Annotated in this window: 13 protein-coding genes; 11 read left to right on the top strand and 2 right to left on the bottom strand. The window is 70.6% G+C overall.

The genetic code is table 11. The annotated features are described in order from the left end of the window. The first annotated feature begins 20 nt into the window (after positions 1-20). From murI to AC1DZV_RS19745, 4 genes are read left to right on the top strand one after another with little or no spacing between them, the layout of a single operon-like run. Complete coding sequence (murI, locus tag AC1DZV_RS19760; protein WP_476951887.1) at positions 21-1049, top strand: glutamate racemase; 1029 nt, start codon at positions 21-23, stop codon at positions 1047-1049. Then, a complete protein-coding gene (locus AC1DZV_RS19755) occupies positions 1046-1843 on the top strand; it encodes an MBL fold metallo-hydrolase (RefSeq protein WP_028276044.1) in 798 nt (265 codons plus the stop codon). The genes murI and AC1DZV_RS19755 overlap by 4 nt, the downstream gene beginning before the upstream one ends. A gap of 53 nt (positions 1844-1896) precedes the next feature. Then, a complete protein-coding gene (gene rph, locus AC1DZV_RS19750) occupies positions 1897-2655 on the top strand; it encodes a ribonuclease PH (protein WP_028276043.1) in 759 nt (252 codons plus the stop codon). A gap of 5 nt (positions 2656-2660) precedes the next feature. Further along, complete coding sequence (locus AC1DZV_RS19745; RefSeq protein ID WP_476954428.1) at positions 2661-3296, top strand: non-canonical purine NTP pyrophosphatase; 636 nt, start codon at positions 2661-2663, stop codon at positions 3294-3296. Positions 3297-3360: 64 nt separating this feature from the next. Here the strand turns inward: AC1DZV_RS19745 and AC1DZV_RS19740 are convergent, their stop codons facing one another. Then, positions 3361-4128 (bottom strand): VTT domain-containing protein, encoded by a 768-nt coding sequence (locus AC1DZV_RS19740; RefSeq protein WP_476954427.1) that lies wholly within the window; start codon positions 4126-4128, stop codon positions 3361-3363. Between the two features lie 115 nt (positions 4129-4243). Between AC1DZV_RS19740 and AC1DZV_RS19735 the strand changes: the two genes are divergently transcribed. Next, positions 4244-5260: a 3'-5' exonuclease gene (locus AC1DZV_RS19735; protein WP_476951886.1), complete on the top strand. Its 1017-nt coding sequence runs from the start codon at positions 4244-4246 to the stop codon at positions 5258-5260. A gap of 242 nt (positions 5261-5502) precedes the next feature. Continuing rightward, the gene (locus tag AC1DZV_RS19730) at positions 5503-5973 is read left to right on the top strand and encodes a DUF4395 domain-containing protein (protein ID WP_028276039.1); all 471 of its coding nucleotides are present in this window, start codon (positions 5503-5505) and stop codon (positions 5971-5973) included. A 526-nt stretch (positions 5974-6499) separates the two neighbouring features. Here the strand turns inward: AC1DZV_RS19730 and AC1DZV_RS19725 are convergent. Further along, entirely contained in the window at positions 6500-7684 is a 1185-nt protein-coding gene (locus tag AC1DZV_RS19725; RefSeq protein ID WP_476954411.1) for an ADP-ribosylglycohydrolase family protein, read from the bottom strand. A gap of 184 nt (positions 7685-7868) precedes the next feature. Between AC1DZV_RS19725 and AC1DZV_RS19720 the strand changes: the two genes are divergently transcribed. From AC1DZV_RS19720 to AC1DZV_RS19700, 5 genes are all read left to right on the top strand, one after another. Further along, positions 7869-8225, top strand: coding sequence for a YidH family protein (locus tag AC1DZV_RS19720; RefSeq protein ID WP_028277508.1), 357 nt, complete (start codon positions 7869-7871; stop codon positions 8223-8225). After that, entirely contained in the window at positions 8222-8563 is a 342-nt protein-coding gene (locus AC1DZV_RS19715; RefSeq protein ID WP_476951884.1) for a DUF202 domain-containing protein, read from the top strand. Before AC1DZV_RS19720 ends, AC1DZV_RS19715 begins: the two co-directional genes overlap by 4 nt. 178 nt (positions 8564-8741) lie before the next feature. Continuing rightward, positions 8742-9722 (top strand): MIP/aquaporin family protein, encoded by a 981-nt coding sequence (locus AC1DZV_RS19710; protein ID WP_476954410.1) that lies wholly within the window; start codon positions 8742-8744, stop codon positions 9720-9722. Positions 9723-9804: 82 nt separating this feature from the next. After that, positions 9805-10986 carry an exonuclease SbcCD subunit D gene (locus AC1DZV_RS19705; RefSeq protein ID WP_476951882.1) on the top strand — a complete coding sequence of 394 codons (1182 nt, stop codon included), beginning with the start codon at positions 9805-9807 and terminating at the stop codon, positions 10984-10986. Beyond that, positions 10983-14081 (top strand): AAA family ATPase, encoded by a 3099-nt coding sequence (locus AC1DZV_RS19700; protein WP_476954409.1) that lies wholly within the window; start codon positions 10983-10985, stop codon positions 14079-14081. The genes AC1DZV_RS19705 and AC1DZV_RS19700 overlap by 4 nt, the downstream gene beginning before the upstream one ends. Positions 14082-14134: the final 53 nt, after the last annotated feature.

Raw genomic sequence — 14134 nt, 5'->3', positions numbered from 1 at the left:
TGTCCTATCCTCGAATAATCATGACTTCAGCATCGAATACGGATCCGGCAGCGGCTGCTGCGGACTCCCCAGCGAGCAGCACCCCCACGGGACCCGCACCGGCATCGGAGCTGGCCTCCCGCCCCATCGGCGTCTTCGACTCCGGCGTCGGCGGCCTCACGGTGGCCCGCTCGATCATTGACCAGCTGCCCAACGAATCCATCCTGTATGTCGGTGACACTGCGCACGGCCCCTACGGCCCCCTTCCCATCGCCGAAGTCCGGGCCAACGCCCTCGGCGTCATGGACGAGCTCGTGGATTCCGGCGTGAAGCTGCTGACCATCGCCTGCAACTCCGCGTCCGCCGCCGTGCTGCGTGACGCCCGCGAACGGTACACGGCCCGGTACGGGATCCCCGTGATCGAAGTGATCCAGCCGGCTGTGCGGCGTGCCGTCGCGGCGACCCGGACGGGCCGGGTGGGTGTTATCGGGACCTCGGCCACGGTGGGCTCGCGCGCCTACGAGGACACCTTCGCCGCTGCCCCGGACCTGGAGATCACGTCCGTGGCCTGCCCGGCGTTCGTGCCGTACGTGGAGGCCGGGATTACCACCGGACCGGAACTGCTCGCCGTCGCCCGCGACTACCTGGCACCGCTCATTGCCGCCGGGGTGGACACCGTGGTGCTCGGCTGCACCCACTACCCGCTGCTCACCGGCGTGATCTCCTTCGTTATGGGCGAGGACGTCACGCTGGTTTCCAGCGCCGAGGAAACCGCCAAGGACGTCTACCGGGCTTTGGCCTCCCGGGGCCTGGAGCGCACGGACACCGCGGCGCCGGAGCACAATTTCATCGCCACCGGCGACGCCGCCCAGTTTGAGCACCTCGCCCGGCGCTTCCTGGGCCCCGAGGTCCTCAGTGTCCGCCACGTGGACCACGTCGCGGCGCAGTACCCCACCGGCAGCCTCGCCCGGATCACCCCGGAGATGATCGCCGCCGCCCGGGCCGGCGCGGGCCGGCCCCGGATCTCCAACTTCGTGGGCGGATCCGCGGGCGGGGGACCACTGCTGTGAAGCTGACCATCGTGGGCTGTACCGGCTCCTTCCCGGGGCCGGGCTCGCCGGCGTCGTGCTATTTGCTGACCGCCAACGACGGCGAGCGGAACTGGAAGATCGTCCTGGACCTCGGCAGCGGGGCGCTCGGCGCCATCCAGCGCTACACGGACCTGGAGGACATTGACGCGATCTTCCTCACCCACCTGCACCCGGACCATTGCATGGACCTGTGCGGGCTCCATGTTGCCGTGCGCTGGAAGCCGGGCGGCTGGGGACGGGGCAGGATTCCGGTGTGGGGGCCCGCCGCGACGGCCGACCGGATGGCCACGGCCTACGGGCTGGACCTGGATCCGGGCATGCACGAGGAATTCGATTTCAGCACCTGGTCCGAGCGCAAGCCGGTCAGCGTCGGCCCGTTCACGGTGACGCCCTACGCGGTGAACCATCCGGTCGAGGAGGCCTACGCCCTCCGAGTGGAGGTCACCGAGCCCGCCAAGGACGGCACGCCCGTGACCCGCGTCCTGAGCTACTCCGGGGACACGGATTCCTGCGCGGGCCTGGAGGACGCCGCGCGCGACGCCGACCTTTTCCTGTGCGAGGCGGCGTTCGAGGAAGGCCGCGACGACGCGATCAAGGACGTGCACCTGACGGGCAAGCGGGCGGGGGAGGCCGCCGTCGCCGCCGGCGCGCGCCGGCTGCTGCTGACGCACATTCCCGTCTGGACGTCGCCGACCACCGTCATGGCAGAGGCCAAGGAGATCTTCGGCAAGGACGTGGCGGTCGCCGTCGCGGGCGTGCACTACACCGTCTAGCGCGCGCAGGCGGCCCGCGCGGTCGGGACCGGGTGAGTCGATAAGCTAAAGGCATGACTTCCCAAGCTCCCAGTGTCCCCGTCATCCGCGCCGACGGCCGTACCCCCGACCAGCTGCGCCCCATCAGCATCACGCGCGGCTGGTCCAAGCAGGCCGAGGGTTCGGCCCTGATCGAGTTCGGCAACACCCGGGTCCTGTGCACGGCGTCCCTGACCGAGGGCGTGCCCCGCTGGCTCAAGGGCGAGGGCCGCGGCTGGGTCACGGCCGAGTACGCCATGCTGCCCAGGGCCACGAACACCCGGTCCGACCGCGAGTCGGTCAAGGGCAAAATTGGCGGCCGCACCCACGAGATCTCCCGGCTGATCGGCCGCTCGCTGCGCTCCATCATCGACACCAAGGCCCTCGGCGAGATCACGATCGTGCTGGACTGCGATGTCCTGCAGGCCGATGGCGGCACGCGCACCGCGGCGATCACCGGCGCCTACGTGGCACTGGCCGACGCCATCCGGTTCGCCCGCGAGAAGAAGATGATCGCCCGCAACGCCCAGCCCCTGATCGACACCATCGCCGCGGTGTCCGTCGGCATCATCGACGGCGTCCCGATGCTCGACCTGCCCTACGTCGAAGACGTGCGCGCCGAGACCGACATGAACGTCGTGGTGACAGGCTCCGGCAAGTTCGTCGAAGTCCAGGGCACCGCCGAGGGCGCACCGTTCGACCGCGACGAGCTGAACAAGCTGCTGGACCTGGCGCTGCTGGGCACGGAGCAGCTCGCCGCGATCCAGCGCGACACCCTGGCGGAGGCCCCGTGACGGAGATGCCCCTCGCGGACCGGCCGGAAGCCGACGGCCCGGGCCCTCGGCTAGTCCTCGCCACCCACAACAAAGGCAAGCTCCGGGAACTCCGTGAGCTGCTCCGCGGTCAGGTTCCCGGGCTCAACGTCGACACGCAGGTGGTGGACGCCGGCGCCGTCGGTGCCCCTGACGTCGCCGAGACCGGGGTAACCTTCGCCGAAAACTCGCTGCTCAAGGCCCGGGCGGTGGCCGAGGCCACGGGGCTCGTGGCGATCGCCGACGACTCCGGACTGGCCGTGGACGTCCTCGGCGGCGCGCCCGGGATATTCTCGGCGCGCTGGTCCGGCCGGCACGGCGACGACGCCGCGAACCTGCAGCTGCTGCTCGCCCAGCTGGCCGACGTGCCGGACGAGTACCGCGGGGCCGCGTTCGTCTGCGCGGCAGCGCTGGCGGTGCCCGGGTCCTCGCCCGACGGCAGCCGGGAAGTCGTGGAATACGGGCAGCTGGAAGGGACACTCCTGCGGGAGCCGCGCGGGGAGGGCGGCTTCGGCTATGACCCCGTCCTGCAGCCGAACGGGCTGGACCGCAGCTGCGCCGAGCTCAGTTCCGAGGAGAAGAACGGTAGGGCGCCCCACACGGKGGGGCGCCTTCCTTGTTAACTGCTGAGTCTACTGCGGCAGTGCGCTTATTGAGGCACTGCGCTACATTTACTGCGGCGCTGCGCTACGGGGTCCGGCGCTCTTCTTCCGGCTCGTGCTCTTCGATGAATTCGTCCACGACGTCGGTGCCGTACTTCTCGGCCTGGCGCCTGGCGATGGCGCCACGGATGACCTCGATGGCGATCGGAATCACGGAGACCAGCACGATGGCGATGAAGATGATGTCCAGGTTGTCCTTGACCCACGGCACTTTGTCCCCGAGCAGGTAACCCAGGAGCGTGACGCCGCCGCCCCACAGCACCGCGCCGATCACGTTGTAGGTGAAGAATCTGCGTTTGCTCATCTGCGCAACGCCCACGATCACCGGGACGAAGGTGCGGATGATCGGTACGAACCGGGCCAGGATAAGGGCCTTGCCGCCGTGCTTTTCGAAGAACGCATGGGCACTATCCACGTTTTCACGCTTGAACAGCTTGGAGTTGGGCCTGTTGAATAGGGCAGGTCCCGCCTTGGACCCAATCAGGTAGCCCACCTGGTTGCCGATGATCGCGGCGACGATGATCAGCGCGGTCAGGACCCAGATGTTGACCTGGATGGTGCCGGTGGCTACGAGCAGCCCGGCAGTGAACAGCATGGAGTCCCCAGGCAGGAAGAATCCGATCAACAGCCCGGTCTCGGCAAAGATGATGCCGCAGACCAGCAGGACCACCCACGGCGCGAAGGCCGGATTCGCCAGGAAAACCTGGGGGTTGAGCCAGTCCGGCAGGAAGGAGGCCAGGTGCGGCTGGACGGGGCCGGCGCCGCCAAGGGCGGACACGGCGAGGTCGCTCATTGCTAGTACGTTCACCTGTTAAGGGTACTTGACGGCAGGCGGCAGGCCCGGGGGCCCAGCCCCGGGGACCGTTCCCGGTGCGGGAGGATCCGTCCGCGGGCGGTAAAGTTGGGCCGTGACTTTGGACTTTACGGCGATCGACTTTGAGACCGCGAACGGCTTCCGCGGTTCACCGTGCGCTGTTGGCCTGAGCAAGGTCCGCGGCGGCGTCGTCGTCGAGGAAGCCTCCTGGCTCATGCGGCCACCGGAAAACCATGACACCTTCGACCACCACAACGTCCGGATCCACGGCATCCGGCCGGACCAGGTGGCGGGACTGCCGCGGTTCGGGGAGCTGTTCCCGGAGATCGGCGCGTTCATCGGCGGCGACGTGCTGGCGGCCCACAATGCAGGGTTCGATCTCGGTGTGATCCGCTCCGGCCTGGAGGTTTCCGGGATGGCCGGACCCGCCTACGACTACGTCTGCACGGTGATATTGTCCCGGCGCTGCTACTCCCTGGTGTCCAATTCGCTGCCCTACGCCGCCGAGGAGGCCGGGGTCCCGCTGATCAACCACCACGATGCCGCCGAGGACGCCCGGGCCTGTGCCGGCATCCTGATCGACATCGCCGCCCGCAACGGGGCAGCAAGCATCGCGGAACTCTACCTGTCCCTCGGCCTGACGGTGTCCCACCAGCCGGCGTTCGACCCCCGGCGCGACCCGCTGTCCAAGGCCACCCTGGCCGCAATGGAGGCGCTCGCGGGGGGAACCACCGGCTCGCCCCCGGGCCGGCGCTTCGTGGCCGGGTGGCCGGAGGAAGGCCCCAACCCGGCCCCCAACGCCGCCGCCAGCCCCGACCACCCGCTGTTCGGCCAGACCGTCGTGTTCACCGGCGAACTGGCGATTCCCCGCCCCGAAGCCAAGGTCCGTTCCGCAGAGCTTGGCGCCAGGCCTGAAAGCCGGGTGACAGCCCGTACTACCGTTCTGGTGGTGGGCGACGGCTTTGTGGCCGCGGACCTGCGCTCCGGCCGGTTGACCGGCAAGGCGCGCCGCGTCCTGGAACTGCACGAACGCGGGCAACGGATCGAGGTCCTGTCCGAGGGCGAATTCCTCCAGATGGTCGGCGGACATCTGGCTGCCGCACCTGCCTGACCCGGTCCTGCCTGACCCGGTCCTGGCTGCCGGGTCCTACCTGACCCGGCAGTCACACGGCGCAACAATCATTCCTCCCACGGCGCGCCCGCTCGTAGCCTTGGCGGATGAGCAAACCCACGGATGCACAGGTCCCCGCAGCGCCGGCCAAGTCAGCGCCGCCGGCGTCAATGCCGGCGGACTCGGCGACGTCGGCGCACGCGAAGTCAGCACCGGCGACGCGCGGAATTGACTGGCATCGGGTGTTCGCGTTTCCGAACCCGGTGAATGAGTACGCCGCCCGCATCACCGCAGCCCTGGTGGTGGCGCTGTCCGCCGTGACCCTGCTGACCGGTTTCGGGTGGGGGCTCGCCGTCATCGCCGCCGGGTTCTGGCTGCGCGTGCTGTTCGGCCCCCGGATCTCGCCCCTGGCCCAGCTCTCGGTCAAGGTCCTGACGCCCTGGCTCGGGCGGACCCGTCTTGTTCCCGGTCCGCCCAAGCGGTTCGCCCAGGGCATCGGCGCTGCCGTGTCGACGGCGTCGGCGGTGCTGCTGGCCGCCGGCCTCGCGCCGGCGGCGTGGGTGCTGCTCGCCGTGCTGATCGCCGCCGCGTCCCTTGAGGCGTTCGCCGGGTTCTGCCTCGGCTGCACCATTTTCGGCTTCCTGCAGCGCCGCGGGCTCATCCCCGAGGACGTCTGCGAAGCCTGCAACAACATCTCGCTCCGCGGCGCCTAGGATCCGGGGCGCTTAGGTCCGGAGCGCCAGGGTTCCGCCGAAGCGGCCGCCAGGGACGGGCACGTCCTTGGGTGCGCTGCTAGGGAGGCACGAACATGTCCTCCGGTGCGCGGCCGCCAGGGACGGACACGTCCTCCGGAGGCTCTGACGGGTGGACATAGTGGCAATATGCCCAGTAATAGCCGCCGGCAATGGGCATGTCCTGAGGATGCCGCGGCCAGGGATGGACATGTCCTTCGCAGCGGCGGGGGACCGGACATGTCCTCGATACGCGGCTATGGCGCATGGACATGTCCATCGCAGCGGGGCCCGACTGGGCGTGCCCGGGGGATGCCGCCGCCGGAGATGGGCATGTCCTGAGGATGCCGCAGCCGGGGATGGACATGTCCATCGCGGCGGGGCGGTACAGGGCATGTCCCGCGGGCAAGCCGGGCCGCGGCTTCCGGTTGCAGCCGGCTGCGTTGCGCAAATGCCGGAGACTCGACACCTGGCGCGCACTGGCCCGGCCGAGTGTTGGCCGCCGAAGCTATGAGCCAGTGACGGCGGTCAGCTTCGAGGCCATGCCCCGGATGACCTCCGGCGCCTGCAGCGCCGCCAGCCAGTCTGCCGGCAGGCACCGCTCGCCGTAGAACGCGCCCAGGATGTTCCCGGCGATCGACGCCGTCGAATCGCTGTCCCCGCTGTGGTTCACCGCCACCGCGATCGCGGCACGGAAATGCGTCTGGGCGGGGTCGGCCTCGGCGGCGTCCGCAGTCCCGGTGTCCGCCGTCCCTGTTGCTGTCCCGGTTCCCGGGGCTGTGGCCAGCACGGCGTACAGCGCGACGGCGAGGGCTTCCTCGGCCACCCACCCCTCGCCGAGTTCGCCGACCAGGTCCTCGGGGCTGAGCACGTCTCGGCCGCCGGGCAGGTCTCCGGCCAGCCGCAGGGCCGCCTCCAGCCGCGCCACCACCTCCGGATCCGGATTTTCGCCCTTGCGCAGGATGCCGCCGAGCAGCTGCCCGAGGGCCGATTCCGCCGCTTCGCGCAGCCCGTGGCCGGAGGACAGGGCATGGATGAGAAGGCTGAAAACTCCGGCGCTCTGCCGTGCCGCGGGGTGGCCGTGCGTCAGGGACGCGGCATCGGCGCTGAGCTTATAGACAGTTTCCGCTTCGAGGTGGGGGATCAGGCCGAAGGGCGCCGACCGCATCACGGTGCCGCAGTCCTTCGAATCCGGATTGACAGGCCGCTTCACGGTACCCATCTCGCCCGTGGCCAGTCCGGTCAGGCACGCGTTGCCGGGTGAGCGCCGGCTCTTCAGGACATCCTGGGCATCGATCCAGCGCGGCGGCTGGAAGGGGGCCGACGCCGGCACGGCGACGCCCTGGGTGCCCAGCCAGCGCAGGTACGCGAGCCACAGGCACGCGTTGATGTCCGCCGCCACGCCGTCGTTGGCCCATTCCAGCGCCTCGAGGAGGCCATCGGCGGTGTACAGCGTCATTTGCGTGTCGTCCGAAAACGGGCTGCCGGCGTCGAGCGCGGAAAAATCCTGCAGGCCCGCGGGGCCGAACCGGGCGCGGATGGCGGAAATGCTGTCGAACTCGACGGCGTAGCCCAGCGAATCTCCGAGCGCGCCGCCCAGCAGGCAGCCGTGGATGCGCGAGCCGTGGGCAGGCGAGTGCGGCTGGCCGGGTGTTGGGGCGGGTGCGGGGCTGGTCCCGGGCTCGGTGCTCATGCCCTCAAATTTACCCGGCGCTGCACCGCACCCCGCAATGCCGCCGGCGGCCGGGGACTTAGCGCCGCCGCCTGGGGGCCGGGCGGCGGCGGATGCGGAAGGCCGGTAGGGTGCTGGTAGGACCCGTCCAGCGGTCAGACGAGGCAACCGCCGGCGCCGTACCGCCGGGCAGCGGAGGAAACGAATGCGCGAACCAGCGTGGCGGAAGACCGGGACCACCCCCGACTACAGGTTCTCCCTGGCCAACGAGCGGACGTTCCTGGCCTGGATCCGCACGTCCCTGGCCCTGATTGCCGGAGCCCTGGCGATCGACCAGCTGGCCCCGGAGATCGCGCCCGGCCCCGTGCGGATCGTGTTGTGCGTCATCCTCGCGTTCCTGGGCGCGGGCCTGGCCGCCCTGTCCTATCACCGGTGGGGTCTCATGGAGGCTGCCATGCGGAACAACAGGGAGTTGCCGTTCTCCGCAGTGATGCTGGTGATGACCATCGGCGTCGCGGCTGCGGCCCTGGTGTTCGCGGTCCTGATCCTGGTGGCGAGATGAAACCGGCTGCGGCCAGGGACCCCGGGCTGCAGCCCGAGCGGACCTCCCTGGCCTGGCGCCGGACGTTGCTGGCCCTCATCGTGGCGGACCTGCTGGTCTGGCGCAGCTGGGCGCTCGCAGGATCCCGGGGCGGCGCCGTGGGTCCTGTTGATTTCCTTGGCCTCTGCGCGCTGGCCGCTATGGCCGCGACGCTGGTCCTGGGTGTGTGCGTGCTGGTCCGCGGGCGCGAGCTCCGGCGGTCCAACGCTGCGCCGCCGGCGCCGTTGCTGCGCTGGGCCGCCGCCGCCGTCGTGGTCCTGGCCGCCAGCGCCGTGGCCGCCGTGGCCCTGGGGCACTGAGCGGCGGGCCGGAACGGGCACCCAGCCGGAATCCAGCCAACATCCAGATTGCGCTGGCAGACTGCTGGCGGACCCATTCTCCAGGCGGCCGAGGCCGCCCCGGACCACGAACCCGGCGGCGGTCCAGCGACGCCGCAACTGCAGCCCTGGGCGCGCCGCCAGCAAAGGAATCCTGACCATGACCCTGCTTGTGCCAGCCCCCGACTCCGTTGACGTCCAGCCACCGGCCGCCAGCGACGTCCCGGCCCGGCCCGGGCTCGTCGCCCGGCTCTCCGCCGAGGCCCTGGGGACCCTGATCGTCGTGGTTGCGGGCCTGGGTGTGCCGCTCTTCACCATTCCGCAGTCGAGCCCGCTGCCCGCCGCCCTGGCCGCCGGCCTGGCCCTGACGGCGGCGATGCTCGCCGTCGGCTACGTCTCCGGCGGCCACTTTAACCCCGCCGTCACCGTGGGCAACGCCATCGCCGGCCGGATCCGGTTGGCCGACGCCGCCGCCTACATCGGCGCGCAGCTGGTGGGCGCCGTGCTCGGGGCCGTCGCCCTGTACGGCGTGCTGCGCACCGTGCCGACCATCAACGACTCCCAGGGCGCATTCGCCACCGTGGCCGCCGGATTCGGCGAGCACTCGATCATCCAGGTGCCCATGGCAGGCGTCCTGCTCGTGGAGGTCCTCGGCACGGCACTGCTCGTGGCCATCTTCCTTGCCACGACCGCCCGCCGGAATCCGTCCAGGGCGGCTGCGCCCTTCGCAGTCGGCCTGACGACGGCGATGCTCCTGCAGTTGGGCCAGGCCCTCGGCAATGTGCCGTTCAACCCGGCCCGGGCAACGGCTTCGGCCATCTTCAGCGGCCCGGACGCGCTCGGGCAGCTGTGGCTCTTCTGGGTGGCACCGGTGGTCGGTGCGGCCATCGCCGGGCTGGTATTCCGCGGCTTCGTCCAGTCGGCCCGGACCAGTGACCCGGCCACCGCCGCGGTCACCGACCAGCCCACCGCCCAGTCCGACGGAAAGCCCGCCCGAAAGCTTACGGAAGCCGATGTGGATGGCGCCGGCTTCGATGACGCTGGGCTGGCCGGCGTCACCGCCACCACCGCTTCTGCCTCGGCCGCCCCCGCCGGCAACGACGAGGCGCGCAGCTTCTTCGACCGCAAGGGCGGGAAGTAGCCACAGCTGACCACTTTTAACCTCCGTCACACCTCCGGGGTGGTGGCGCAAGAGTGTCGGTGGCAGCCGATACCGTAGGAATATGCGGTTATTGCACACCTCCGACTGGCACTTGGGCCGGTCCTTCCACGGCATCGGCATGCTGGATGCCCAGCGCGCCTTCATCGACCAGCTTGTGGCCTTTGTCCGGGATGAGAGCGTCGACGTCGTCCTCATCGCCGGGGACGTCTATGACCGCGCACTGCCGGGCGTCGACGTCGTCGGCCTGCTGGATGACGCCCTGGTGCGTCTCACCGGGGCCGGCGCCGAAGTTGTGTTGACCAGCGGCAACCACGACTCCGCTATCAGGCTGGGGTTCGCGTCGCGGCTGCTCGAGCGCGGGGGAGTGCATTTGCGCACACGGCTGAATGAACTGGACGTTCCCGTTCTCTTTCCGCTCGGGGACGATGCCGGGAATGAGGCAGCGCCGGTGCTCGCCATCTACGGGATCCCCTGGCTGGAGCCCCGGCTGGTCGCCGAGCAGCTGGGCGTCGAGACCGCGAGCCACTTCGAGGTCACCCGCGCCGCCACCGAACGGATCCGTGCCGACGTGCGGCAGCGGAGTCAGACCCGGACCGTCCATTCGGTGGTGCTGGCGCACACCTTCGCCAGCGGCGGCATCAGCTCCGACAGCGAACGGGATCTGAGCATCGGCGGCGTCGGCGCGGTCCCGCTGGATCTCTTCGACGGCTTTGGCTACACCGCACTGGGCCACCTGCACGGCAGGCAGGAGCTCTCGCCGGCAGTGCGCTACTCCGGCTCGCCGCTCGCGTATTCGTTCTCGGAGGCGAAGCACAGGAAGGGCAGCTGGCTCGTGGAGGTCGACGCCGAGGGGATCGGCGGCGTGCGCGAGGTGCTGTGGGACGCGCCCCGGACCCTCGCCGTGCTCCGCGGGAAGCTGGATGAGCTCCTGGAGTCGGAGGACTTCGCGTGGGCCGAGACTGCGTATTGCCAGATCACGCTGACTGACGAGGCCCGCCCGGCCCAGGCGATGGACCGCCTGCGGGCACGGTTCCCCGACACCCTCGTGCTCGGCTTCGATCCCGATGGTCCCGGCGCGGCGCCCAAAGCCAGCTACAGCAGCCGGCTGGCTGAAGCCGAGGACGACCTCTCCGTCTGCTGCGGATTCCTCGAGCACGTCCGGGGCAGGCCGGCTTCCGACGCCGAAGCCGCAGTCCTCGCCGAGGCGCTCGACGCCGTGCGCCTGGAAGGAGCGTCCCTGTGAGGATCCACCGCCTGGAGATTTCCGCGTTCGGCCCGTTTGCGGGCACGGAGCGGATCGACTTCGACCGCCTGAGCGCACACGGGCTCTTCCTGCTGAACGGCGCCACCGGCGCGGGCAAGACCAGCGTCCTGGACGCCATCTGCTTCGCCCTCTACGGATCGGTTCCCGGGGCCCGCCAGGACGGAAAGCGGCTGCGCAGCGACCACGCGGAGGCCGCCGCCGAGCCGCGCGTCACCTGCGAATTCTCGGCCAAGGGCCGGCACTTCGAAGTCTCCCGCTCGCCCGCGTGGGACAAGCCGAGCGCCCGGGGCCGGAACGGCTTCACGGTCCAGCAGGCCAACACGCTGCTGCGCGAACGCATCGACGGTGCGTGGGTGGAGAAATCGGGCCGGAATGATGAGGCCGGCGCCGAGATCACTGACGTCCTGGGCATGAACCGGGACCAGTTCACGCGCGTGGTCATGTTGCCGCAGGGGGACTTCGCGGCGTTCCTGCGCTCCAAGGCGTCCGACCGTCTGGAGTTGCTGCAGAGCCTGTTCGGCACCCAGCGCTTTGAAGCCGTGGAACAGGAACTGTCCCGGCAGGCGCAGACCGCCAAGGCCGAGGTCGCCAACCTCAACGCGAAGCTGGACCTGCTGCTGGCACAGGCGGAGTCCGAAACAGCGGCGCTCGAACTCGACCCCGACGGCGCCCCCGGCCGGGACGAGCCCGATGCCCTGTTGGCCTGGCTCGACGCCGCCGCGGCAGCCGCCGCGGAGGGCCGGCGCAGCGCTGCCGCGGGAGCTGAGAAGCAGGCCGACGATCAGGCGTCCCTGTTGGAGGCGGCGAACGCGCGGGCCAACCGCCACGCCAAACTCGCCGCCGCGGAACAGCGGCGGATCGACGCCGACGCCGCCGCCCCCGTCCTGGCGGGCAAGGCCGTCACACTGGGCCTGCACCGCCAGGCCGAAATGCTCGGCGGCCAGTTGCAGGCGGTCGAAAGCGCCGCGGCAGCCGAGGACCGGGCAGGAACGGCCCTGCTGGAGGCGGCTCGGCAGCTCCGGTCCGCGGCCGCCACAGACCCGGAGCTCGCCGGGCAGGACGTCCTCGACGCCGGCGTCCCCACCGCCGACGACGACGATGCCGCCCCCGTCCGGGCGGGTAAATCCGTCATGTTGGACAGCGCGGCCGTCCGCGGAACCCTCGCCCGGCTGCGGTCCCTGCACGCCGTGCTCACCGAACGCCTGCCCGACGAAGCCCGGTTCCTCGGGCTGACCCAGCGCGGCAGCCGGCTGCGCCTGCAACTGCAGGAGCTGGAAAATGGACGGCTGGCCGGTGCCGCCGCACTGGACACCCTGCGCACTGAGTCGGCGGCCTTGTCCGCCGGCATCCGCCCCCTCGAGGAGCTGGCCGCGGAAGTCCAGTTGCGCACCAAGGAGGCCACGGCAGCGGACGAACTCGTGACCATCGTTGGCCGCTTCCTCGCCGCCGAGGCCGGGTGCGCGGCAACCGCCGGACAGCACGCCGCTGCCCTCAGCACGTACCAGGACCGGAGGCAGCACTGGCTGGACCTCCGTGAGCAACGGCTCACCAACGCCGCCGCCGAGCTCGCCACCCAGCTCCTGGCCGGCGTCCCATGTCCTGTCTGCGGCAGCCCTGAACACCCGGCACCTGCCCCCGCGGCAGCCTCCGCCCTGGCCGTCGCCGAGGCCGAGAAAGCCGCGCAACTGGCCAGCGACACGGCAGAAGGAGCCGTCGCCGCCCTAGTCCGTGAGCTCGCCGAGGCCCAACAGAACGTCGCCGTCCTGGCCGCCCAGGGCGGCAACACACCTGCCGGGGAAGCCCGTGAGGAGGCAGCCTTGGCCCGGGAACGGGCTGATGACGCGGTCCGCGCTGCCACGGACCTTGCTGCCAGCCGGGCCCGGATGGCAGAATTCGAAGCGGAGATCGCCGACGCAGAGCGGGCGCAGGCCGACGCCGCCTCCGGCATCGCGCAGACGCAATCGACGATCGCCGAAATCGACGAACAGGCACAGGCCCTCGAAGCCACCCTGGACAAGCTGCGTGCCGGCCACGCGACCCTCGAACAGCGGATCGCCGCCCTGACGGCAACCACGGCGGTCCTGGAGCACGCCGACGCCGCACACTCGGCCCACGAACAGGCCGCCGCCCGCACCGCGGAGGCGCGCCGGAACCTTGAAGAGGCCCTTCCCGGAGCCGGTTTCAGCACCGAAGCCGCGGCGCGGGAAGCGCTGTTGCCAGCGCCGGTGGCGACAAGCCTCGAAACGGCCATCCGGGCCGGACAGGACGAGGCCGCCAGGATCCAGGAACTGTTCGCCGGAGAGGACCTGGCCCTGGCGGCAGCCGAGCGGGCCGCCGGGGACATCGTCAGCGACGCCGCCCTCGAGGAGCTCAGGACGGAAGCGGCGGCGGCTGAACGCAAAGCCCGGGAAGCTGTGCTTGCGGCCGGGCTGGCGGAAAACTCGCTCCGGATACTCGGGCGCATTGCCGGTGACTATGCGGACCTCGCTGCCGCCGGCAGGGAACCGCGGGACCGGGCCGCAATGCTCACCGCGGTCGCCGACGCGGCCAAGGGCGGCGGAGACAACACCTACCGCATGAGCCTGAACAGCTACGTCCTCGCCGCCCGGCTCGAACAGGTGGCCGTCGCTGCCTCCGAACGCCTGATCGGTATGAGCGATGGCCGCTACACGCTGCAGCACACCGACGCCAAGGCAGCACGCGGCGCGAAGTCCGGCCTTGGCCTGGAGGTCGTGGACGAGTGGACCGGCCAGCGCCGGGACACCGCCACCCTCTCCGGCGGCGAGTCCTTCATGGCCTCACTGGCGCTGGCCCTTGGGCTGGCGGACGTCGTGCAGCATGAGTCCGGCGGCGTGGACATCGAGACCCTTTTCGTGGACGAGGGCTTCGGCAGCCTCGACGAACAGGCGCTGGAACAAGTCATGGACGCCCTCGAAAGCCTCCGCGACGGCGGCCGGGTGGTGGGGCTCGTGAGCCACGTCGCCGAAATGAAGCAGCGCATCGGCACCCAGCTGCAGGTGGTCAAGGGCCGCAGCGGCTCCACCCTGCACATCAGCGACGACACCTGGGCCTGAGCCGACACCCGGGCCTGAGCCGGTCCCCGGGCCGCCTCTGGGACCGGTCCCGG

This window comes from Arthrobacter sp. P1_D12 (assembly GCF_056406175.1).
The sequence above is the reverse complement of the archived record's forward strand: the minus strand, read 5'-3'. Positions and strand labels throughout refer to the sequence as shown.

Coding starts and splice junctions, on each gene's coding strand:
- murI (WP_476951887.1), top strand. CDS start 21: ATGACTTCAGCATCGAATACGGATCCGGCAGCGGCTGCTGCGGACTCC.
- rph (WP_028276043.1), top strand. CDS start 1,897: ATGACTTCCCAAGCTCCCAGTGTCCCCGTCATCCGCGCCGACGGCCGT.
- AC1DZV_RS19740 (WP_476954427.1), bottom strand. CDS start 4,128: ATGAGCGACCTCGCCGTGTCCGCCCTTGGCGGCGCCGGCCCCGTCCAG.
- AC1DZV_RS19725 (WP_476954411.1), bottom strand. CDS start 7,684: ATGAGCACCGAGCCCGGGACCAGCCCCGCACCCGCCCCAACACCCGGC.
- AC1DZV_RS19720 (WP_028277508.1), top strand. CDS start 7,869: ATGCGCGAACCAGCGTGGCGGAAGACCGGGACCACCCCCGACTACAGG.
- AC1DZV_RS19715 (WP_476951884.1), top strand. CDS start 8,222: ATGAAACCGGCTGCGGCCAGGGACCCCGGGCTGCAGCCCGAGCGGACC.
- AC1DZV_RS19710 (WP_476954410.1), top strand. CDS start 8,742: ATGACCCTGCTTGTGCCAGCCCCCGACTCCGTTGACGTCCAGCCACCG.
- AC1DZV_RS19705 (WP_476951882.1), top strand. CDS start 9,805: ATGCGGTTATTGCACACCTCCGACTGGCACTTGGGCCGGTCCTTCCAC.